Here is a 21,522-nt window from a genome sequence, read left to right on the forward strand (position 1 = left end):
AAAGAAGACGATTATCGATAAGAGCAGTTGAATGATAATTGTTACTCCCCGAAGCTAAACTCACCGGATGAACGATCCAGGCTAGACATACCATAAAATATTTAGCCACAAAAAAGCACCCCCTCGCGGGAGTGCCTTTTCGTTCAGACTAGGAATTAACCATTGATAGCAGGAGCAATCAGAGCTACGGGAGCCTGTTGGCCACTAGCTAAGTCTAAGGGGAAGTTATGTGCATTACGCTCGTGCATTACTTCCATCCCGATACCAGCGCGGTTTAACACATCAGCCCAAGTACCAATTACACGACCTTGAGAATCGAGAATCGACTGGTTGAAGTTAAAACCGTTGAGGTTGAACGCCATGGTGCTAACACCCATTGCCCGGCAGATGACAGAAATCAGCAAAGATGATAAGTATAATTTTATTTATAAAAAGTAAAATAAAATTAAAGATCAATAGATAACAACTATCATGGACTCCTTGCCAATTATTGCCTTTGTTGAAAAAATAGTATATACCGCTACGGGTAAATACTTAAATTTAATTCAAAAACAGATTATTTTTGGGACAATGATGGATAAAAGCTATTTTACTATTGCTGAAGAGATTGGTTATAGTGAAGGTTATGTTAAAGATGAAGGTTCTAAGTTGTGGAAACTTATGTCAGATAACTTAAATGAAAATATTACGAAAGCTAATGCTAAATCTCGCTTAAGAAGTTGGGAGTTCCCTGAAGGTTCGCCTCAATTATATTTAGATCACTCTCATTACCGCAATTCTTTACAAAATTCTATTCTTATTAATAACTACAATGATGTCAATATAGCAATTTATCAGGAGCAGGGGCAAACCTCCTCTGTCTCAGGCTCAAATCTTTGTGATTTGTCACAAATGCCCGCTTTAAAGCTTTGTTTGGGTCGAGTTCAGGAAATTTATCTCCTCGAACAAGCTATTTTAACTCATCAATTGATAGAGATAACGGGGTTAATCGGAGTGGGTAAAACAACTTTAATGGTTCAATTAGTCGATAAAGTTAAAGATAATTTTGAGTCTGTCATTTGGCGCAATTGCTCATTTTATAATTCTTGGAGAGAGCTTAAATTAGAGTTAATCCAGATTTTTAATAATAATCAGATATCTGAATTTGAGCAAGATAACTTAAACTATAAATTACTCAGCTATCTCAAAAAGCATAAATGTTTACTCATTTTGGATCAATGTGAAACCCTTTTTCAAGAGGGGCAAAATGCAGGAATTTACCGATCAGGTTATGAAAAATGCGAGCAATTTCTTGATTATACCACAAATTTAGAGCATCAAAGTTGTGTGTTTTTTGTCTCTAATGTTCAGAGGAAGTCTTTAGCTAAACAAGAATCGAGCTATTTATTAAAGTTGTCAGGATTACAAGAGTCAGCTAAGGAAATTTTAAGAATGGCAAATTTAAAACAAGACGAAAAATGGTCATTATTGATTGAGCAATATGGAGCAATACCTTTGTATTTAAAAATAGCGACTCAATCAATTAATACTCTGTTTAATAACCAAGTGTCTGCTTTTTTAAACTATCAAATTATTCCCGATGACTTAGAAGATATTCTATTAAAGCAGTGGCAATATTTATCAAAATTAGAACAAAAAATTATGATAGTTGTCAGTCAAGAGGAACAAGAGATAACCCTAGAAACCTTATTACATAATTTATCGGAACATCCCTCTAGTTTATTTAAAGCGATTCAGTCTTTACTGAGAAGAAATTTATTAGAAAAAAGAGAAGATGAGAATTATTGTAACTTTGTAACTTTGCCTATTATTAAACAATTTATCAATGAGTTAGTCAGTGCTGATTCTTAGATACCTCTAATTGTCACATTTTCTGTATTTGTAAGATACATTTTGCCCAAAAATCTGACTTATCTGACTTTTATTTGACATAGAAGTAGGCAATTCTTCTGACTTTTTCTACTTGTCAATCCTAAAATTTACCTAGACAATTGATTGGACTTAAACGTTTTTGGATGATTAAGGAGTTTAATTATGGCTATTTCTTTTGGTGGAGCCGGTTCTTACTGGTCTTATTGGTGGGGTGACGATTGGTACTATCATCGTACAGTGGTGAGTGATAATGCTTCAGACACTTTGCGTGGTTGGAATGGTTGGAATGATTATTTGATCGGCAATGGTGGAAATGATGACCTTATTGGTTATTCAGGAAGGGATATTCTGCAAGGTTCTAGCAACTTTAGTTCAAGTAACAATGAAATAGATATTCTCAATGGTTCATGGCAAAATACTACAGGGGATGGTGAATCTGATCTATTTGTTCTAGGAACTCCATCGGGAAATCTTTATCGAGGCACTGGATTTGCGATTATTAAAAACTTTGAACTGGGTCTTGATACTATTCAGCTTAAAGCAGGTTCTGGTGGTAATTATGGCACCGGAATAATAGTGGAAAAGCAACGACATACTCTTATGGGGGGAGGTACTTCTGCTACGGATACACTGATTAAAAATGCTTCCGGAAATTTGTTAGCCGTTATTCAGGATCAAGCTTATAGTTTTGATGATCTTTCCCATTCTTTTGAACTTGTTTAACTGCTATCTTGCTTGCACCTAGTCCCTAGATCGCCCTGCAATAAATTGGCAGGGCTGATAGGTAGCGTTAAGTTGGCTACAAAATGATGATTATTGAGACTAAAATTAGACAATCAGAAAATCATTATTGGTCATAGCTAAACCTGTGTCAAAAGTCATGTTTTAGTAAAAAGCATCTGATGCAAATTCTAAGGCGTTAGAACTGCGTTCAAGATGAAAGAAAGGATCAAAATAGGTATATGGATTAAGTTTTGCGATTGCTATTCCACTGATAGATATTACTCCTGTACTTGAATTATAAGAAGCAGAACCTGATGAACCATAAACTGTTATTCTGTCTCCTTCAGAAGCATTAAAATCTCTGATAATATCTACTTGTCTGTTTTGAAAAACCTCTGTCACATCAAACATAAATCGATCAGCACCGATTCCACCTTCAAGGGTATCTATACCCGATGAGCCTAGCAATTTATCATTGCCAGTACCACCTAATAAGTAATCGTTTCCTGAACCTCCTTTGAGAAAATCATTTCCACTCTCTCCTAACAAGCGATCATTATCAGCACCACCAGCTATTTTATCATTACCAGTTCCTCCATATAGGGTATCATTACCCGCATTGCCAAAAAGAGTGTCACTTCCACTATAGCCATAGAAAATTTCGCTGCTAGTCCACCCTGCTAGGAAATCATCATAATAATCCCGACCATAATAAGTTATAGGTGTGCTATTGCTGCCACCACCAATGATAGTAAATGACATAGATTTACCCCTTCTTTATCCAAAAAATATTTACAAACTGATGATAAAACTAATCTTAAAAATCTGTCAGTCTGATCAAGTCAGTATCGAAGTAAGGGAAAAAGTCTGCAAAAGGTCAGAAAAGTCAGAATCATAGGTTAGTTTTAATCATTTTCTAAAATCCGCAAAGTTTACTGAAATTCTCAAACAGGCATCATCAAATTTTTGCCAAACTTCATGATCACATTGTTAATCCTCATTCAAATCAGCAATCAAATCCTCTACTGTTCCCCTTTTGGCTGTTCCAGTAGCGATCGCCTCTTTCAATTCCTTAAAATTAGCTAAAATTTCTTTTTCTTTAGCTTCCGCCCTATATTTACGCAAAATTTCTAATAATAAATCTTGTTCATCCCCTGATAAACCCTCAAAAGATTTGATCATTTCCTGTAAAGTCATCGTTTCACCTCTTAACTCTTGATAAAAACCTGTCTATTTTTATTAGAACAAAAAATTCATCTATCAACCTTTAATTATTTTCAAAGATTACCTTGTTATAAATATCTGAGACCGCTACCTCAATCCTCAAAGATTTTAAACGGATAATACTGTTAGTTTCATAAGCAGTAAAAAGCCAGCGATCGCCTTCTTTTTGAAAATGTTCAATATAACATTTTTCTTGAGAAATCAATAAATATTCCTGAACAGTTGCAATCGTTCGATAAGCGGCAAACTTTTCTTCTCTGTCGTAATTTGCCGTTGCAGCAGACAAAACCTCAGCGATTAAAACAGGATTAATTACAGTATCTTTGCGTCCTTCTTGATAAGTGAGAGGTTCAGACACTACCATAATATCAGGATAGGTAGCTATTTGGCGCTCAGGTATCCATAAACGCTGATCGGTGACAAAAACGGCATAGGGGTGATTTTTTAGCGCAGTATATAAAGCCACTAATAAATTACTGATAATGCGGTTATGAGTCGGTGTCCCTCCTGTCATAGCAATAATTTTTCCATCAAGATATTCATGGCGAGTTTGGGATTGTATTTCCTGCTCAAAATATTGACTAAGAGTATATTTTTCAGTGAGAGCGGTCATAATGAGGATTGTTTGAGAATAAGCATTTTGCAGCGTTTTTCATTTGTACCCCGTTCCCCAATTCTAACAACAAAAAAGCACCCCCTCGCGGGAGTGCCTTTTCGTTCAGACTAGGAATTAACCATTGATAGCAGGAGCAGTCAGCGCTACAGGAGCCTGTTCACCACTAGCTAAGTCTAAGGGGAAGTTATGTGCATTACGCTCGTGCATTACTTCCATACCGATACCAGCGCGGTTTAACACATCGGCCCAAGTACCAATTACACGACCTTGAGAATCGAGAATCGACTGGTTGAAGTTAAAACCATTGAGGTTAAACGCCATGGTGCTAACACCCATTGCCGTAAACCAGATACCGATTACCGGCCATGCACCTAAGAAGAAGTGCAGAGAACGGCTATTGTTGAAAGAAGCGTATTGGAAGATTAAACGTCCGAAGTAACCGTGAGCGGCAACGATATTGTAGGTTTCTTCCTCTTGACCGAATTTGTAACCGTAGTTTTGAGATTCGATTTCAGTGGTTTCACGCACTAAGGAAGAAGTTACTAGGGAACCGTGCATCGCGGAGAACAAGGAACCGCCGAACACACCAGCAACACCTAACATATGGAAGGGGTGCATGAGAATGTTATGTTCTGCTTGGAACACGAACATAAAGTTAAAGGTTCCAGAGATTCCTAAAGGCATACCATCAGAGAAGGAACCTTGTCCGATGGGATAGATTAAGAATACAGCAGTAGCGGCGGATACAGGTGCGGAGTAAGCTACACAAATCCAAGGACGCATTCCTAAACGGAAAGACAGTTCCCACTGACGACCGAGGTAGCAGAAGACACCTAGTAAGAAGTGGAAAATGACTAACTGGTAGGGACCACCGTTGTATAACCACTCATCTAAGGAAGCTGCTTCCCAGATGGGGTAGAAGTGGAGTCCAATCGCGTTGGAAGAGGGAACAACAGCACCAGAGATGATGTTGTTTCCGTAGAGTAGGGAACCAGCTACAGGCTCGCGAATACCGTCGATATCTACGGGAGGAGCGGCGATAAAGGCGATGATGAAGCAGGTGGTGGCGGTGAGCAGGGTGGGGATCATGATCACACCGAACCAACCGATGTATAAGCGGTTGTTGGTGCTGGTGATCCACTGACAGAACTGCTCCCACAGGGAAGCGCTTTCGCGCTGTTGTAAGGTGGTGGTCATTGGTTTATGATTCCTATTAAGTTATCGAGGTACGATTGATTGATTGATGATGTCTCTATCTTAAGGACTTTGTAACGGTTTGTAAAGGGGTTTGACGATATTATTACTTATGTCATTGATAAGCTGGGGTTATACTACAGCGCTTCTCATCGAAAATTTGGATCTGAAACCCCGTCCTTGTTAAGTAGTCGTGCAAAATTAATTTCCTAGTCGAGACTCCGAGACTCCGAGACTCCGAGACTCACAAGACAGCTATTAGGGATCGGATTTGAGTTTTCAGTTCACTGTTTACGGATCACAGCAGAAGTCTGACGGAGTAGTGGCTTAGATGTGTAATTAATTGTGCTTAGATACTTACTGTCACCCCGTGAGATTGCCATGATACGTCTGATGCTTCGCCGTTTAACCGATAACCAGCGGCGGAGACTGAAGAAGGCTCCGATCCCTCAATTCAATCTTGACAGACCACTAGGTTGATCTAATGTTGACGCTCCCCGCTCTAAAGAGACGGGGATTCTTCGTTCATTGAGTCTCCGTTAGCCAGCAGGATTTCTCCAACCAACCAAGAGGGAATCTCTCCCGAAGCGTTTCAAGTTTGCGTGCGCCCCACGCTACTTAATCCCTTTTGCAAGATGTTTAAAGCGGCGTTTCTATCTCGACAATCTGTGTACCCATAATCAGGACAAACATGGGTTCGAGTAGATAGCGACTTTTGGACTTTTTGCCCACAATTAGCACAATTTTGAGACGTATTATGAGGTGAGACAGCTATAGTTAACTTGCAGTATTTGTCCCCAAAATACTCTAGCCATTGCCTAAAAACAGACCATCCTGCATCGGTTATCGACTTCGCTAAATGACGATTCTTAACCATGCCTTTGATATTTAAGTTGACCTGAGCGATTAAGTCGTTAGACTTAACTAGGGTTTGCAGCAAAAAGTACGGGCGAAGCATTCGGATAGAAAATCTCCGGTTTCACCGATAGGTTATTGCCCGAATGCTTCGCCCCTACAGGACGCGGGCCGATGAAGATGCAAGGTTTTGAACCACGATTCTCTCAAAATCTTGCACCTGTTTCGCTCGTAAAGCCCCAAAACCCTTACTTTGCATACATTTCACATTTATTCAGCCAGCCCTAACTAAACGGAGTGCCACACTCTTGACAAACTCTTCTCGTTGCCTACTTACTCTTAAATGTTTCCGAGCAGATCGCTTTCTAGCTTTGTGATAATTACGAGATTGTTTTTTACCCTTACGGTATTTCTTTGACTTTTTCCTGTTTAATCGGTTTAGTTGTTTTTCAGCTTTTCGATAGTAGTTCGGACAATCAATTTGATTACCTTCGCTATCTACTAAGAAAAACTTTAATCCCACATCAATCCCAGTGGCTTTCTGGGAAGGTGTTAAAGGTTTAACCGTGTCTCTGGGGTCTAATTTAATGCAGAACTGCACATAATAACCATCGGCACGATTAAGGATTCTTACCCGTTTAATCTGGTCTGGTTGATAATAATTAATATCTCTAGAGCCAATCAGTTTAAGAGTGCCAATACCTTTTTTGTCTGTAAAGGTAATATGACGTTTATCTTTTGATAGCTTCCATCCAGATACTTTATACTCAACGGAACGGGAATGTTTTTTAAACTTAGGGTAGCCTTTCTTTCCTTTAACTTGATTTTGGCAATTATCGTCAAACCGAGTAATTGCTCGCCAGGTTCTTTCTACAGCAGTCTGGCAAGCATGGGAGTTTAAATCATCAACAAATTTCAACTCTTTCCTTAATGCTGTGTTGTACCGAAATAACTCTGTTTTGCCAACACCCCGATTATCCATCCAATAACGCAGAAATTTATTCCGAACAAATTGAGTTGTCCGTATTGCTTCGTTAATGGCTTCTATCTGATTAGGTTTTGGCTTAACTTTGTATTCTAGTACAAACATTTTGACAATGCTTGACCGAGCATCGGTATTTTAACACAAAATTCTTTAAGTTGACAATACATATTTATTTAAAGCCGCCCGACCCTACAATAAAGTGCGGGGCTTGTACCCAAATTTTCGGTCAACAGGATCAATAACTACTGATTCTGAGCCGATAATGATACACTAGGCATGATTTAACTACAAACCTCGATCGCAAAAGGAAATAAACATCGATGAAAGCCATGATTTTGGCGGCAGGCAAAGGAACTCGCGTGCGTCCGATTACCCATACGATTCCCAAACCCCTGATCCCGATTTTACAAAAGCCAGTGATGGAGTTTTTGTTGGAACTGTTACGACAGCATGGCTTTGATCAGATCATGGTGAATGTCAGTCATTTAGCCGAAGAAATTGAGAGTTATTTCCGCGATGGTCAGCGTTTTGGGGTGCATATCGGCTATTCTTTCGAGGGTAGAATCCAAGAGGGCGAGTTAATCGGTGATGCACTAGGATCTGCGGGCGGTTTACGACGAATTCAAGATTTTAATCCCTTTTTTGACGATACCTTTGTGGTTCTCTGTGGTGATGCCCTGATTGATCTCGATTTAACCGCAGCCGTTAAATGGCATCGGGAAAAGGGAGCGATCGCCACTATCGTCACCAAAACCGTCCCCAAAGAGGAAGTATCGAGTTATGGGGTGGTAGTTAGCGACGAGGAGGGAAGGATTCTCAGTTTCCAAGAAAAACCCGCCATCGATGAAGCTTTAAGTACCTGCATTAACACAGGGATATATATTTTTGAGCCAGAAATCATTGATTTTATTCCCCCTAATAGTAAATACGACATCGGTGGCGAATTATTCCCCCAATTAGTCGCTAAAGGTGCGCCTTTCTACGCTTTAAACATGGATTTTGAATGGGTGGATATCGGTAAAGTCCCCGACTACTGGCAGGCAATTCGCGGGGTGTTATCCCGGGAAATTAAAAATGTTGCTATCCCCGGCATCGAAGTCAAACCGGGCATCTATACGGGCTTAAATGTGGGGGTAAACTGGGATCGAGTCGATATCACCGGACCTGTGTATATTGGGGCAATGACGCGCATTGAAGACGGGGCGAAAATTGTCGGTCCGAGTATGATTGGCCCCAATTGTTGGATTTGTGGCGGCGCGACCGTGGATAATAGCGTTATTTTTGAATATTCTCGCCTTGGACCGGGGGCGCGTTTGGTGGATAAGTTGGTCTTTGGGCGCTATTGTGTTGATAAAACCGGCGCGGCGATCGATGTGGAAGCGGCAGCCTTGGATTGGTTGATTACCGATACCCGCAAGGTTCCCCCAGAATTTGATCACCCTAAACATCAGGCAATTCGTTCTTTATTTAATGGCAAGTAGGCAACACCGCAACGGGGAAACCACTTGGCACGCATTGCGGGGAATTATGAATTATGAATTATGAATTGGGAAGTATTTTCAGTGAACAGTGAACAGTAAACAGTAAACAGTAAACAGTAATCAGTAATCAGTGAACTGAAAACTAACATCTGATAACTGATAACTGATAACTGATTCAAGGCTGACTCCCCAAAACGAAAACTTCCTACCTCACCATAGATCATGTTTGATTCTCCTGTTGATCTGCTCATTCTCTCCAATGGTCCTGGAGAAATATCTACATGGGTGCGTCCAGTTGTCAAGAGATTGCGACAAAACTTAACAGAAGATCGATCGCTGTTGCGGATTTCGGTGATTCTTTCCCCTTGTACTCATTCTATGGGGGCGGAAACGGCAGTAGTTAGGAAATATCCGGAGGTCGATCGAGTCCAGTCGCCAGAAAACTTCTTTAATTTTCTTTTCTGGGGAAAAACCGCCGATAATTGGGATTGGCACCCCAAGGGCATCGTTTTATTTTTAGGGGGCGATCAATTTTTTGCCCTCACCATCGGTAAACGGTTGGGTTATCGCACCGTTATCTATGCGGAATGGGAAGCGCGTTGGTATCGGGGGATCGATCGCTTTGCCGTGATGAATACAAGTGTATTGAATAATATTCCCCAACAATATCAGCATAAATTTACTGTTATCGGCGATTTAATGGTAGATTTGCCCACTGCTATCACCCCTGATGACGCTACCTTAATTGCACTCCTCCCCGGTTCCAAACCCTCGAAATTAGCTCAGGGTGTACCCCTAACCCTAACCATTGCCGAAAAGATACACGCACACAATCCCCAGACTAAATTCTTAATTCCCGTTGCTCCTACGATAAATTTAGCTTATTTGGCGAAATTTGCCGATCCTAGCTATAACCCGATGATTACTAAAACTGGTTGGAGTGCTGCCAAATTAAAAAACGGTGAAAAACCCTATCTAGAAACAGCTAAGGGGGTAAAAGTTGACCTAATTACCGATTTTCCCGCTCATAACCAGCTTTCTCGTTGTCATTTAGCTTTAACGACGGTGGGTGCTAATACTGCCGAATTAGGGGCGCTGGCAATCCCGATGATTATTTTACTACCGACTCAGCAACTAGACGCAATGCGGACTTGGGACGGTTTACCCGGTTTATTAGCCCAACTGCCGGGGGTGGGTTCTTTATTTGCTAAGATAATTAATCTCTATATGTTGCGGAAAAAGCGTTTATATGCTTGGCCAAATATTTGGGCCAGTGCCGAAATTGTTCCGGAATTATTGGGGGAATTACAACCAGAGGAAGTGGCAAATATGGCTATATCTTGGTTAGAAAATCCCGAACAATTAGAGGCTATCCGGCAAAAATTGCGGGCCGTGCGCGGGCAAGCGGGAGCAGTGGATAAGTTAGTATCTATTATTGCCGAACAACTGTCTAGTTTCTAATCAAATAGAGAATTAAGCTTGTTGGTAGTGAGGATCAATTTCGATTAATTTATTAACAGTTTGATAAAATTCCTGCTGATAAAATTCCCGTTGATTGCTGTCGAGAGCATTAATTAATTGTTCTTGACAGTAGCGACGATATTCCATTAAACTAATTTTTTCCATAGCTATAATAGCATTTTTGATCTGTTCTTCTGGCTGCAAAATTTCCTGACTGGTATGTTCATTTAAGTGAAATAAAGAATTAAAATCACGATTTTTATCTGTAGTTATCATCAATAAATGATTCTGTAAAGCTGACATCAAATCTCTTGGGTTAGTAATTTTGGTTTCTAACTCTAGAATTACTTGCCATAACCAACGATAATCAGGGAGATTAAAAATTAAATCTTTTTCATCCAAAAGTTCACAAATTAGCCTCCGATATTCAGAGCAATGGAGATAAATTAATAATAATAACCATTCGGCTTTTTCGGAGCCGTTTTTTTCGGATTTATCTAAAATATTTTTCCTCTTAATTGCTGGGGATTTTCCCAGAGGTTTATTAACTTGCTTCGAGAGATTTTTTAAAATATAAGGCAAACGAGTAGCATCTTTTTGAGCCAAAATTTCAGCACAATAATCTAGATAAAAAGTGCGTTGATTGCTATCGATTAACTTTTGCAGTAAACTCACCATACTATTGGCTATTTCTTGAAAATGTAGTCCCTGTTTTAAATCTTTATTAACCAACATTTGCAAGATTTGCCAATCAATCCAAAAAGGAGATTTTTCGATTAATTCTCGATAACTATTCACCCCATCAGCATGGGATTTAAGAAATTCATCGGCATCTTTACCATCAGGAAGATTGAGGATTTTTAGGTTAACTTGTCCCGAATAAACTAGAGAGTTAATTTCCTCGATCGCCCGTTGTGTCGCTTTAATTCCCGCTTGATCGGCATCAAAATTAAAGATTATTTGTTTACTTTCACTGTAGCGCAAAAGTAGCTTAATTTGCTCTTGACTTAAGGCTGTTCCTAGACAGGCAACCACATTAAGAATACCGGCAGCATGGAGAGCGATCGCATCAAAATAACCCTCGACAACTATCGCTAAATCTTGCTGAATAATTGCCTGTTTAGCTCGAGCGAGAGCAAAGAGAGTTTTTCCCTTTTCAAATAGAGGAGTATCGGGAGAATTTAGATACTTTGGTTGCTCATTACCTAAAGTGCGACTACCAAAAGCGATCGCTCGTCCTTGACTATCAAAAATAGGAATCATTAAACGATCTCGAAATTGATCGTAATAACCACTACCATTTTGACGCGCTTTAATTAATCCGGCTTGTGCCACTAAAGCCACAGGATAGCGCTTTTGTTCCACCAAATAACGATAGAGAGTTTCCCAACCTTCCGGAGAATATCCCAGTTGAAAAGTTGCGATAGTTTCCGCAGTTAATTGTCGTTGTACCTTGAGATAATCTAAAGCTTTTTCCCCTTGGGGTTGACTAAGGGCGTGTTGATAAAAACTCACTGCCACGGCCATTATTTCGTATAATTGTTCCTTGAGGGATAATTGCTGTTCTAATTCCTGACGCTGTTCTACTGCCAGAGTTTTAATCGGGATTTGATACCTTCTAGCGAGATCAAAAACCACTTCACTAAAAGATTGTTTTCCCACTTCCATGAGAAATTTAATCCCGTTTCCCCCCGCACCACAGCCAAAACAGTAATACATTTGTTTGGCAGGACTAACCGTAAAACTGGGGGATTTTTCCTCATGAAAAGGACATAAACCGACGTATTCCCGTCCCCTTTTTTTGAGGACGACTCTCTCAGAAATTAAATCCACAATATCAATTCTTTGTTTAACTTCTTCGATCGTATCCGGATGTAGTCGCGGTGTATCCATAATCAGTTATCAGGAGTCAGGAGACAGTATTTAGGGTTTGCTGAAAAAGTTTTTCGTGGGGACAGGGTGTGGGCTTCGGCCGTGAGATCAGCGTTCGACAAAAGCTCACGCCGAGGTCCGAACGGGTCATTGATATTCTGGTCGGATTTCATCGAAGCGCTAATTTTGGTGAGTATCTTGTCGAAAAATCTAGCGGGGGCATTCATCCGACATTTTACAGTTTCATGTCCAGTCCGACTACACCTATAAGGCAAGCATTCTTAGGGACTACTCCCCAAGCGTAAATTTCTGTGTGTCCCACAGTATTTAATTGTTTTGCGTTCTTACAGTTTGGACTTAATTGAATACCTCAAAATTGAATAGTGATGTGAGAAGGAAAGGGTCAACGTCGGACGTTGGCCCAGAGTGTTCGTTCAGGGTGGAAGACTATAATTGTCGTTCTACCGCAGCCGTAAATTCTTCATAGGGTTTAACCCCAACTAATGTTTCCATCAATTTCCCCTGTTTAAATACCATGACAGCCGGAATACTTCTAATTCCAAAGCGTTTGGCCACGGGTTTGTTACTGTCCAGGTCGAGTTTGAAGACTTTGGCGCGATCGCGATAGTCATCGGCCAATCGATCGATCAACGGTGCCACCAGTTTGCAAGGTCCACACCAGGTTGCTGTGCAATCTACCACCAACAGTGATTCACTCTTTAACAGCGAATCAAATTCAGTTTCATCTTGAATAAATGTAGCCGTACCCATGTTTATATCTCCAAATTGATGCTGTGTGACTTAGGGACTTGCGCTTTGATAATATGCCATCTGGCTGGTCTGATTCTTCTACAGAGCGATTTTCAAAGCTGGGATATTATTCCCACACCAGTCCCTTAACTATTGCAGTTAATCCAGTCTATACAAGTCAAGAATGCTTTAATCTTTAAAATTGAAAATCAACAGGGATAGGAAAGTCCTGTAACTGGAGGATCATGGCTAAAATTGTCGGTGTTCATGGTATCGCGCAAGAATTTAGGGGTAGCCACACGATTTCTGCTGAGTGGTTGCCAAGTCTCAAGGATGGATTGAAACTCGCAGGAACTGAGTTAAAGTCCGATACTGATTTTCTTTGTGCGTTTTACGGAGATCTTTTCCGGGGAAAATCGAAAGCGATCGGTATTCCGAACTACGATGTTAGTGATATCGATTCCGATTGGGAAAAAGAATTACTCCAGTCCTGGTGGCAAGAAACGGAACGAGTGGAAAATAATCATCCGAATGCGAATAGCCTTTTGAGAGAAAAATCTACCCCAAAAATTATCCAGAGAGCTTTGTCGGGGTTAAGTGAATCTCGGTTTTTCGGTGGCATTGCCGAGAAATTGGTGATTTTTTATCTGAAGCAAGTGGGGAGCTATTTACACGATCGAGAGCTAAAACAGCAGATTCAAAGGCGAGTGATAGAATGTATCGATGAAGATACGCGGGTACTTGTAGCTCATTCTCTCGGTTCGATCGTCTGTTACGAAACTTTATGTCAGCATCCCGAATGGCCGATTAAAGTCTTTGTCACTCTCGGTTCTCCTTTGGGGATAAGACAATTGATTTTCGATCGACTGCAACCCTCTCCCCGCGATAACCTGGGGTGCTGGCCCGGAAATGTGGAAAGATGGGTGAATATCGCGGACGATGGCGATGTGGTGGCGTTGACAAAGCAACTCAACCCTTTATTTGAGGGAACTGTCGAGGATAAGCTAGTTTATAATGGTTGCGAGGCTCACGATGCCAAAAGGTATCTGACGACGGTTGAAACCGGGGAAGCGATTCGATCGGGGTTAATCGATTGATGGGTAATGGTATGGATGAAGAAATCAAGTATTATCTAATTGCTTGTGGGACAAAGGATTACAACGCATTCGAGCAGTTACCCAGCGTCGAAACGGATTTAAAACTGGTGAACAATCTGTTTACCAGTGGTTTTGGATATGAAAGAGTTCTGCCAAGTTTACACTTGAATCCCACAACTAACGATCTTAGAATAATATTCCCTAATTGGCTTCGGGATAGAGAGCGCCATGGAACGAAAAATATTCTTATTTTCTACTATTCTGGTCATGGCGAATATTGTCCAGGTGATGGACATTATCTCATACTGAAAGATACAGATATTGATTATATATCTTTAACGGCTTTACCGACTCAAGACTTAGTTCGTCCTCTTAACAATAAGCAAGTAACCATCTTTCAAATTCTCTATATTATTGATACTTGTTACTCCCAAAGTGGTGCGGGAGATATGATAAAATTCGTTAGCAATGCGATCAAACAATATGAAGCGGTTCGAGGAGCTAATATAGCTATTCATGTTATGGCCGCTTGTAGGGCAAAAGATACAGCGATCGAGGGAGTTTTATCCCGATCACTGCAACAAGCTCTCGATGATATAGAAGCGATCGAGTTTGTTTCGCACCGTGGATATATCGATCTGGGTTTGTTGGTTGAGAAAATGAACCAGAATGTTGACAGTAATCAGCGTGTTAATTATTCTGCGCTAGGAATTGAAACCTATGCTAGGTTTTTTCCTACTTATACTAAAGCTGACCAAAAATGGGAAAATCAACGATTTAATTTAATCGAAAAACTTTTCAATGTTTTAAATATTAATTCCGATAAGAGTTTATTTTTAATCAACTCTTTTCTGTTAGTCTATGAAGATCCCAAATTATCATCTATTTCAAACATACAAGAGCTTAGAGAAAAACTCAAAGATTTGTCTAGTAAGCCAGTTAATAAAGAAATATGTCCTTTGATTTTATTTTCTGAATGGTGCAGATTGAAGTTATTTAAGGATCAAAACCTAGATATTGCTGACAATATTGATACTTGGAAAGGCGAGGCTGTTCGATATAGGGATGGTGTGCAATTAGACACAATCAAGAAATATGCGAGAGAATTGTGGGATAAATTTAATAAAATTATCGAACTAGAAGGAAGAATACAAATTCTCATCTCACCCGCAATTGATAAACATAATAATACTGGCTTACAAACAGAATATTTTCATGTAAATACGATGTTTTTTGTAGGAACAAACAATAAAATTGAGTTAGGGAGCATCTATGAAAAAGAAGAAAGTTTTAGGTTAGAAGAAATGCCAAATAGTTTCTATCAGGTAATTCCTGAAATATTTTACTATTTACCCGATCAATCGAGACTAGAGATTGAATTTTTCCTTCCATTTGCTTTGCTGAAACACTCCCTAGAAGATATTAAGTTTAGATGCGATGATCGACCATCTATCGGATACGAGTACCCCGTCTTTATTAACTCTTTTGATCGCTATTTCGATGAAGACTTCCGAGAAATCCGCGACGAGATCGAGGAGATCAAGAGAGCTTTATGGGAAAATGGTGGCGATCTTGACCGGGAACATTACTACATCGGAACCGAACCATCGATCGCCGATCTGGAAGATATCGTCGAATCCCTGCTGATCGCCGTCTGGAGTCGCAACGTCAGGGAACCGATAACAGATAACGATCTAAACCCCTCGGAATGGAAAACCTGGCCCGATAAGACCAAAGAATTACGCAGAAACAACCGAAAAATCGCCCTTTTCTGGGACGATCTATACCCCAAACCCGCCCCGAGACCGAGACCTCTAAACACGAAAGTGGTGGAATCCAATGGCCGATAAACCAGTTCCCAAACCAGAAGACCTTCGCATCTACCGGGGTTTGACCCTGAGTGCGGATAGTTTACCCAAACCCGAAGAACAAAGAAAACACCTCGATCGCATCCCACCCCCACCTCCATGGCGCAGTTTTAGCCTATCCCCAGAAAAATGGACAGAAGCGGCGAAATTGCAGGAAATACCGCCCGAACAGGGAAAAATCGACCCTAGAGCCTTAGGATTCGTCGCGGATAAAAAAGCGGTGGAACTGGTGAACGCTGCCCTCTGTTTGCGTCGTCCCCTACTGATCGAGGGCAACCCTGGCGCCGGCAAGACTTCCCTGGCCTATGCGGTCGCACGGGAATTGGGATTACCCGGCCCCTACCGTTGGTCGATCGTTTCCCGCACCACCCTTAAAGAGGGTCTTTATGCCTACGATGCGATCGGACGGTTACAGGAAGCTTCCCTACAAAGACAGAAAGTGGGAGAGGACGGAAAGTATGAGGAACCAGATATCGGCAGCTATCTAAGATTAGGCCCCATGGGGATGGCTTTTTATCAATCCCGTCCCGGACGACCGGCGGTGCTGCTAATTGATGAGATCGATAAAAGCGATATCGATATGCCTAACGATCTCCTCCATATTTTCGAGGAGGGATTTTTTGAGATACCGGAACTGACACGATTAAAAACCGGCGACCAATCCGTTCTTCCCTATCGCGGTCAAGAGGATGACAGCGAGGAAAAAATCCCGATCGAGCGAGGTTGTGTGTCCTGCAAGGAGTTCCCCCTAGTATTCATGACCAGTAACGAGGCCCGGGAGTTTCCCCCCGCTTTTCTGCGTCGATGTTTGCGTTTAAGACTCGAACAACCCGATAACGAGGATGATTTCTATCGGATACTAGAGCAACGTTTCCCCTCGGAGCGCCTAAATCAATTGGACGAACCGGCCAGAGAACTAATCCGGGAATTTCTCGATCGAATCAAACGCAAAGACAAACTAGCCACCGATCAACTCCTCAACGCGGTCTATCTGTTACTACAGGGAAACGACCTCAACGCCACTGATCGCCAATCGCTCCTAGACACCATCTTTAAATCCTTGCAAGGGTAGGGGGAGAGATGGAAGGGAAGAAAGCCATCTGGTGGCAAGACGAGAGGGAAATGGCAGAACTGATCTGGTGCGCTGCTTACCTCGATCGCATTATCGCGCCCCTGGAGCAGCCCGAACAGTCGGAATCAACCCTATCTAATGACAAGGAAGATAACCGGTCATCCGGCAGCAGTGAAGAAACCCCTCCCCCCGGAGCGATCGAGTCAACCACTCCCATTGTCCATCCCGAAAACATCGATCGCTCGACGCAGCCCCCCCCGAAGCGCGATTCGGTCGAGAGCGATCGTTCTTCTCCCGTCCGCGTCCCCGATCCCTTTCCGATACCTGAACCCGCGGCCATCAGTAAGGCAATTCTCCCCCTAGCGCGTCGCGTGCCTGGATTACGGGCCGACGAGTTGGATATCGAGGTTACAGTGGAACGGACGGCCGAAGCGGGGGGATTGCCGATTCTCGCTTTCCGACCCCCCCTAGAACGTTGGTTAGAGGTTCACCTGCTGATCGATCGCTCTCCCCCGATGGAATTTTGGGGAGATCTAGCGGGGGGAATGACCACTCTCTTCCGTTGGCAAGGCTTTTTTCGGGACGTGCGGGTTTGGTGGTTCGAGACGGGTGAAAATCAACCTCGTTTACTTTCTGGTGCGGGGCAAATCGAACGGAACCCTCGCAGTCTGGTGGCACCCTCTGGGAACCGACTTTTTATTGTTTTAACCGATACTTTGGGGAAAGCTTGGCGATCGGGAGCTGCTTTTGCCACCCTGGCCGATCTGGGAAAAGAACATCCCGTCACCATCGCTCACATTTTCCCGCAGCAGCTATGGCCACGAACCGCTTTAGAGGGGGCGATCCTCCGGCCTTTGATCGCACTCGCTCCCGCTGCTGCCAACGCAACACTGCAAGTGGGGGAAAGACTCCGCACGAAGCAGATTCTCTATCGGTTCCCTATTTTCAATCTATCCCCCGCTCACTTTGCAACTTGGGCGAAATTTATCGCTGGGAGCGGTGGTAACTCCATTCAGGGGGTTTTAATGCGATCGACCACTGCGGGGGTGGATATGGGTGAAACCGGAGAAGAAGAGGCAGCCGCGACCGGAGCGGAATCCCCGGAAGAGTTATTGAGAGGCTTTTTAATCGATGCCAGTCCCTTGGCCCGAGAACTGGCTAAAGTGCTGGCGGCCGTTCCCCTGATTCCTCCAGTGATGCGATTGGCACAAAGGCGATTTTTACCCGATAGTAAACATTGGCATCTAGCGGAGGTCTTTTTTAGCGGACTGGTGCAAAAGTCTATTTTTAGTCCAGAGGGAGCGACGGTTACGGATGCTTGGTACGATTTTTACCCCGGCATTCGTCAGCTACTGTTGGCAGATAGTGCCGCTAGACGCACGATCGATATTTGGCGGGGCATCGGCGATTATATTCGCGACCATTACGGCGAATTTCGCGATTTTCAGGCTCTAATCCCTAATCCACAGGGTTCTCTAGAGGATGCAGTCAGCGATCGCTCTCTCTACTTTGCCGAGGTGGACGCTGCTGTTCTCCGCACTTGGGGGGGAGAGTACGCCGATATCGCTGGAAACATCGAGGAGAGCGTGAGGCAGCGAAAACAGGAAATCTTGACCCCCAAAGAACTCCCTAAATTCACCTTCGAGACCCTATACGTCGATAAACGGGGAGAAATTACCAAAACAGAACACCTGGAGGCCTACTACTACAAGGAACCCCTAGGCGAGGAAATCGAACCCCTGACCATGGTTGCTATCCCGGGGGGCGAATTCCTGATGGGTTCACCAGGAGAAAAGGACGATCGTGAGTCTCAAAAACCCCAACACCCCGTGAGCGTGAGTGCCTTTTACCTGAGCCAAACTCCGATTACGCGGGTGCAATGGCGGTTCGTGGCCAACCTACCGCGGGAAGGAAAAGACCTCAATCTAGACCCCGCGCGCTTTAAGGAAAGCGATAACAACCCCGTCGAGTCCGTGAGTTGGTACGATGCGATCGAATTCTGCGCTCGTCTGTCCCGTCACACGGGAAAAAATTACCGTTTACCGAGTGAGGCCGAGTGGGAATACGCTTGTAGAGCGGGAACAACCACCCCCTTCCACTTTGGCGAGACGATCACGGGAAAACTGGCGAATTACGATAGTTCAAGGGTCTATCAACAAGAAAAGGCGAAAAAATCTCCGGGGAAAACCAGCCCCGTCCGCTCCTATCCCCCCAACGCTTTCGGGCTGTACGATATGCACGGGAATGTTTGGGAGTGGTGTTTAGATCCGTGGCACGGTGATTATCAAGGCGCACCGCCCACAGACGGGAGCGTTTGGGACGAAAAAAATATTGATAATCGTTATCAAAATGTATTAAATAGTATAAATGAACTCTTGACGGATAACCGATCTTGTGTAGTGCGGGGCGGTTCTTGGTACTTCAATCCAAATAACTGCCGTTCCGCTTACCGTTACTTCTACAACCGCCGCGACAACAACAACAACGTCAGTTTTCGCGTGGTGTGCGGTGCCCGGAGGACTTTGTAACCCTTTTTCTCTTTTTTTCCCTTTTTACCCTCATTCCCTTTTCTGGAATTTTTTCACAGAAAACGGGTTTCTCCGAGAAACCCGTTTTCTACTCATGCACTCATGGAAAAAGGGGAATAAATAATCAGTCTTTAATAACCAGATTTAAGTAGCTGGTTATAATTAAATTAAAAATGGATTTTAGGTTCGATCCCCCCTTAGGGACTTGCGTGGGAATAATATCCCAATCGATCTCGGAGGGCGCAAGCTTTGCGCCCCTACAGTAACGGATTTTGTCCACAATGTAGGGGCGAACTGCGTTCGCCCAAAAGGTACATTATCAAGGGGTTAGCAATCCAATTGCGAACGATAGATGGAGATTCTGAGGACTTTAATTCATCAGCTACAGCTTCAGGAATGACCACAAGCTCATACAGTTCTTGTAGGATCATAATTTGGTCAATTAAGAGCAGGTAGCAAATCGGAGAAGTATCAGAGACAACTATCATTTCGCTCTGAGTTCTTTGAGAGTTTGCAAATCGCATTCCAGTTCAGTTTCATCATAATTCAGATAGACTCCCATCCGCTTTAAAAAGGCATGAGTTTCTAACCGAGAAGGTAATTGAAGGATGCGTCCAACTTCGGCCGTACTCAAGACACCGGCACGGTAAGTATCAGCAATAACCATTTCCAGCAGTTTATGAGCCAAATTATCGCCTGTTTGACCTAATCTCTGGGCGATTTCGTCGGGAATATCAACAGTGATTTGCATAAAATTAAGTAGCTGGTTATAATTAAATTAAAAATGGATTTTAGGTTCGATCCCCCCTGCCCCCCTTAATAAGGGGGGTGCCGATAGGCGGGGGTATCTGACAACTTTTAACACCTACCTACTTAGTTCTATCATAGGTGAAATAGAGGGTTCTTCCGGTTTTTGTGTGGAAGGAAAAAGAATAGGGATAATTTGGGTGCATCTCAATTTTGTCGAAATATCTAGAGGACATTTTGGGCGCACGCAGTTCGCTCAACTCACTGACCACGATGCGCCCCTACCATTGACGCAATAATATTATTGTAGGGGCGAATTGCCTTCGCCCTCTTTGAATAACTTCTGCTGCTCACCTATAGGTGAGAGAAAATCACCAATAGGAGATGCACCCGGTTATGCCTGCTACGAATAAAGAAAAATGGTATTAGATTAGCCGAACCTCCCCCCAATCCCTTTACTGTTGCAAGAGTGCCTCATCTCAACAAGCAATTTAAATGCGCGGGTAGCTTATTAATTATTAGTCTGGTTTCCCTCTCTCGCTCTGGAGTGAGAGAATAGTCATACCCAGTTTTTTTGTCCCGATCAAGAGTATTTTCTGAGATAGATCATTGTCGATCTAGGGATAAAAAACGGTAATTTCGCCCGATATAACCTTTTATTTGCGCCTATGACTGTCAAGATCGCTCTTAACCCCAATCAGATTCAAAATCTCGATCTCTCATCCTTAGAGACTATTATTCAAGATTATCGGTCCCGATCAGCGATCGCAAAACTGGAACAAGCTCTACAATTAGAGATAGATTATCCTCGCGGGGAGGGTGATATGCGGGAATTATCGGAGATAGCGGAAGTCAGGCTGTGGTTTCTGCGTTTGGATGCGGTTTATCCTTGGTTAATCTTTATTCTTGACCCAAAACACGGAGAAATCGCCCGTTATGCCGCTATGTTAGTCCCCCATCAATTCCATCGTCAGGAAGGAATTCAATATAATCCCGAAGCTTTGGAGATTTTTGTGATGCAAAAACTCTTTATTTTGTCTGATTGGCTGAAAAGTCAGCAAATTCCTGCTTTATCTCGCTTAAAATTTTTCGCTCAACAGTTTGGTTACGATATCGACGAGGAATTTCTCTCTCGTCTCTAAAAGCCTCCTGCGCTGACTAGATAAGGTATTTTTAA

The 21,522-nt window shown here is 42.6% G+C and carries 17 protein-coding genes and 3 pseudogenes; 9 read left to right on the plus strand and 11 right to left on the minus strand.

Features of this window, described 5'->3' with window-relative positions; translation table 11 throughout:
* Positions 1-155: 155 nt before the first annotated feature.
* Positions 156-380 (minus strand): annotated as a pseudogene (locus GQR42_RS05980) (hypothetical protein); the annotation flags it as partial.
* 91 nt (positions 381-471) lie between these two features.
* Between GQR42_RS05980 and GQR42_RS05985 the strand changes: the two are divergent.
* Both GQR42_RS05985 and GQR42_RS05990 read left to right on the plus strand, forming a co-directional pair.
* A complete protein-coding gene (locus tag GQR42_RS05985) occupies positions 472-1,851 on the plus strand; it encodes an NB-ARC domain-containing protein (protein ID WP_158199264.1) in 1,380 nt (459 codons plus the stop codon).
* A 183-nt stretch (positions 1,852-2,034) separates the two neighbouring features.
* Positions 2,035-2,595 carry a hypothetical protein gene (locus GQR42_RS05990; RefSeq protein ID WP_158199265.1) on the plus strand — a complete coding sequence of 187 codons (561 nt, stop codon included), beginning with the start codon at positions 2,035-2,037 and terminating at the stop codon, positions 2,593-2,595.
* 162 nt (positions 2,596-2,757) lie between these two features.
* Here GQR42_RS05990 and GQR42_RS05995 read toward each other — a convergent pair whose 3' ends face one another.
* The 6 genes and pseudogenes from GQR42_RS05995 to GQR42_RS06020 form a co-directional block, all read right to left on the minus strand.
* Complete coding sequence (locus tag GQR42_RS05995) at positions 2,758-3,357, minus strand: calcium-binding protein (protein WP_158199266.1); 600 nt, start codon at positions 3,355-3,357, stop codon at positions 2,758-2,760.
* A 228-nt stretch (positions 3,358-3,585) separates the two neighbouring features.
* On the minus strand, positions 3,586-3,792 hold the full coding sequence (locus GQR42_RS06000; RefSeq protein ID WP_158199267.1) for a hypothetical protein: 207 nt from the start codon (positions 3,790-3,792) through the stop codon (positions 3,586-3,588).
* Between the two features lie 70 nt (positions 3,793-3,862).
* Complete coding sequence (locus GQR42_RS06005; RefSeq protein WP_158199268.1) at positions 3,863-4,432, minus strand: Uma2 family endonuclease; 570 nt, start codon at positions 4,430-4,432, stop codon at positions 3,863-3,865.
* Between the two features lie 117 nt (positions 4,433-4,549).
* Positions 4,550-5,632, minus strand: a complete 1,083-nt coding sequence (psbA, locus tag GQR42_RS06010; RefSeq protein WP_045358920.1) for a photosystem II q(b) protein — start codon at positions 5,630-5,632, stop codon at positions 4,550-4,552.
* A 499-nt stretch (positions 5,633-6,131) separates the two neighbouring features.
* Positions 6,132-6,557, minus strand: a pseudogene (locus GQR42_RS06015) (RNA-guided endonuclease InsQ/TnpB family protein); the annotation flags it as partial.
* Positions 6,558-6,776: 219 nt separating this feature from the next.
* Positions 6,777-7,574: pseudogene (locus GQR42_RS06020) on the minus strand (RNA-guided endonuclease InsQ/TnpB family protein); the annotation flags it as partial.
* Between the two features lie 215 nt (positions 7,575-7,789).
* On the opposite strand from GQR42_RS06020, the gene GQR42_RS06025 reads away from it, so the two are divergent.
* Together GQR42_RS06025 and GQR42_RS06030 are read left to right on the plus strand one after the other, a co-directional pair.
* Positions 7,790-8,950, plus strand: coding sequence for a sugar phosphate nucleotidyltransferase (locus GQR42_RS06025; protein ID WP_158199269.1), 1,161 nt, complete (start codon positions 7,790-7,792; stop codon positions 8,948-8,950).
* A 222-nt stretch (positions 8,951-9,172) separates the two neighbouring features.
* Positions 9,173-10,411: a lipid-A-disaccharide synthase gene (locus GQR42_RS06030; RefSeq protein ID WP_158199270.1), complete on the plus strand. Its 1,239-nt coding sequence runs from the start codon at positions 9,173-9,175 to the stop codon at positions 10,409-10,411.
* 12 nt (positions 10,412-10,423) lie between these two features.
* On the opposite strand, the gene dnaG is transcribed toward GQR42_RS06030, so the two are convergent.
* Both dnaG and trxA read right to left on the minus strand, forming a co-directional pair.
* A complete protein-coding gene (dnaG, locus tag GQR42_RS06035; RefSeq protein ID WP_158199271.1) occupies positions 10,424-12,304 on the minus strand; it encodes a DNA primase in 1,881 nt (626 codons plus the stop codon).
* 426 nt (positions 12,305-12,730) lie between these two features.
* Positions 12,731-13,054, minus strand: coding sequence for a thioredoxin (gene trxA / locus GQR42_RS06040; protein ID WP_158199272.1), 324 nt, complete (start codon positions 13,052-13,054; stop codon positions 12,731-12,733).
* Between the two features lie 224 nt (positions 13,055-13,278).
* On the opposite strand from trxA, the gene GQR42_RS06045 reads away from it, so the two are divergent.
* The 4 genes from GQR42_RS06045 to GQR42_RS06060 are packed head-to-tail and all read left to right on the plus strand — an operon-like array spanning position 13,279 to position 19,598.
* Positions 13,279-14,130, plus strand: coding sequence for a hypothetical protein (locus tag GQR42_RS06045; protein ID WP_158199273.1), 852 nt, complete (start codon positions 13,279-13,281; stop codon positions 14,128-14,130).
* Positions 14,130-15,980: a caspase family protein gene (locus GQR42_RS06050; RefSeq protein ID WP_158199274.1), complete on the plus strand. Its 1,851-nt coding sequence runs from the start codon at positions 14,130-14,132 to the stop codon at positions 15,978-15,980. The genes GQR42_RS06045 and GQR42_RS06050 overlap by 1 nt, the downstream gene beginning before the upstream one ends.
* Positions 15,970-17,070, plus strand: a complete 1,101-nt coding sequence (locus tag GQR42_RS06055) for an AAA family ATPase (protein ID WP_158199275.1) — start codon at positions 15,970-15,972, stop codon at positions 17,068-17,070. Before GQR42_RS06050 ends, GQR42_RS06055 begins: the two co-directional genes overlap by 11 nt.
* Positions 17,071-17,078: 8 nt before the next feature.
* The gene (locus GQR42_RS06060) at positions 17,079-19,598 is read left to right on the plus strand and encodes a formylglycine-generating enzyme family protein (protein ID WP_158199276.1); all 2,520 of its coding nucleotides are present in this window, start codon (positions 17,079-17,081) and stop codon (positions 19,596-19,598) included.
* Between the two features lie 257 nt (positions 19,599-19,855).
* On the opposite strand, the gene GQR42_RS06065 is transcribed toward GQR42_RS06060, so the two are convergent.
* Complete coding sequence (locus GQR42_RS06065; RefSeq protein ID WP_158199277.1) at positions 19,856-20,086, minus strand: hypothetical protein; 231 nt, start codon at positions 20,084-20,086, stop codon at positions 19,856-19,858.
* Positions 20,083-20,349, minus strand: a complete 267-nt coding sequence (locus tag GQR42_RS06070) for a UPF0175 family protein (protein WP_158199278.1) — start codon at positions 20,347-20,349, stop codon at positions 20,083-20,085. Before GQR42_RS06070 ends, GQR42_RS06065 begins: the two co-directional genes overlap by 4 nt.
* Before the next feature lie 664 nt (positions 20,350-21,013).
* Between GQR42_RS06070 and GQR42_RS06075 the strand changes: the two genes are divergently transcribed.
* Entirely contained in the window at positions 21,014-21,487 is a 474-nt protein-coding gene (locus GQR42_RS06075; RefSeq protein WP_158199279.1) for a CRR6 family NdhI maturation factor, read from the plus strand.
* Positions 21,488-21,522 lie beyond the last annotated feature (35 nt).

The sequence above is a fragment of the Microcystis aeruginosa FD4 genome, from assembly GCF_009792235.1.
GTDB lineage: Bacteria > Cyanobacteriota > Cyanobacteriia > Cyanobacteriales > Microcystaceae > Microcystis > Microcystis viridis.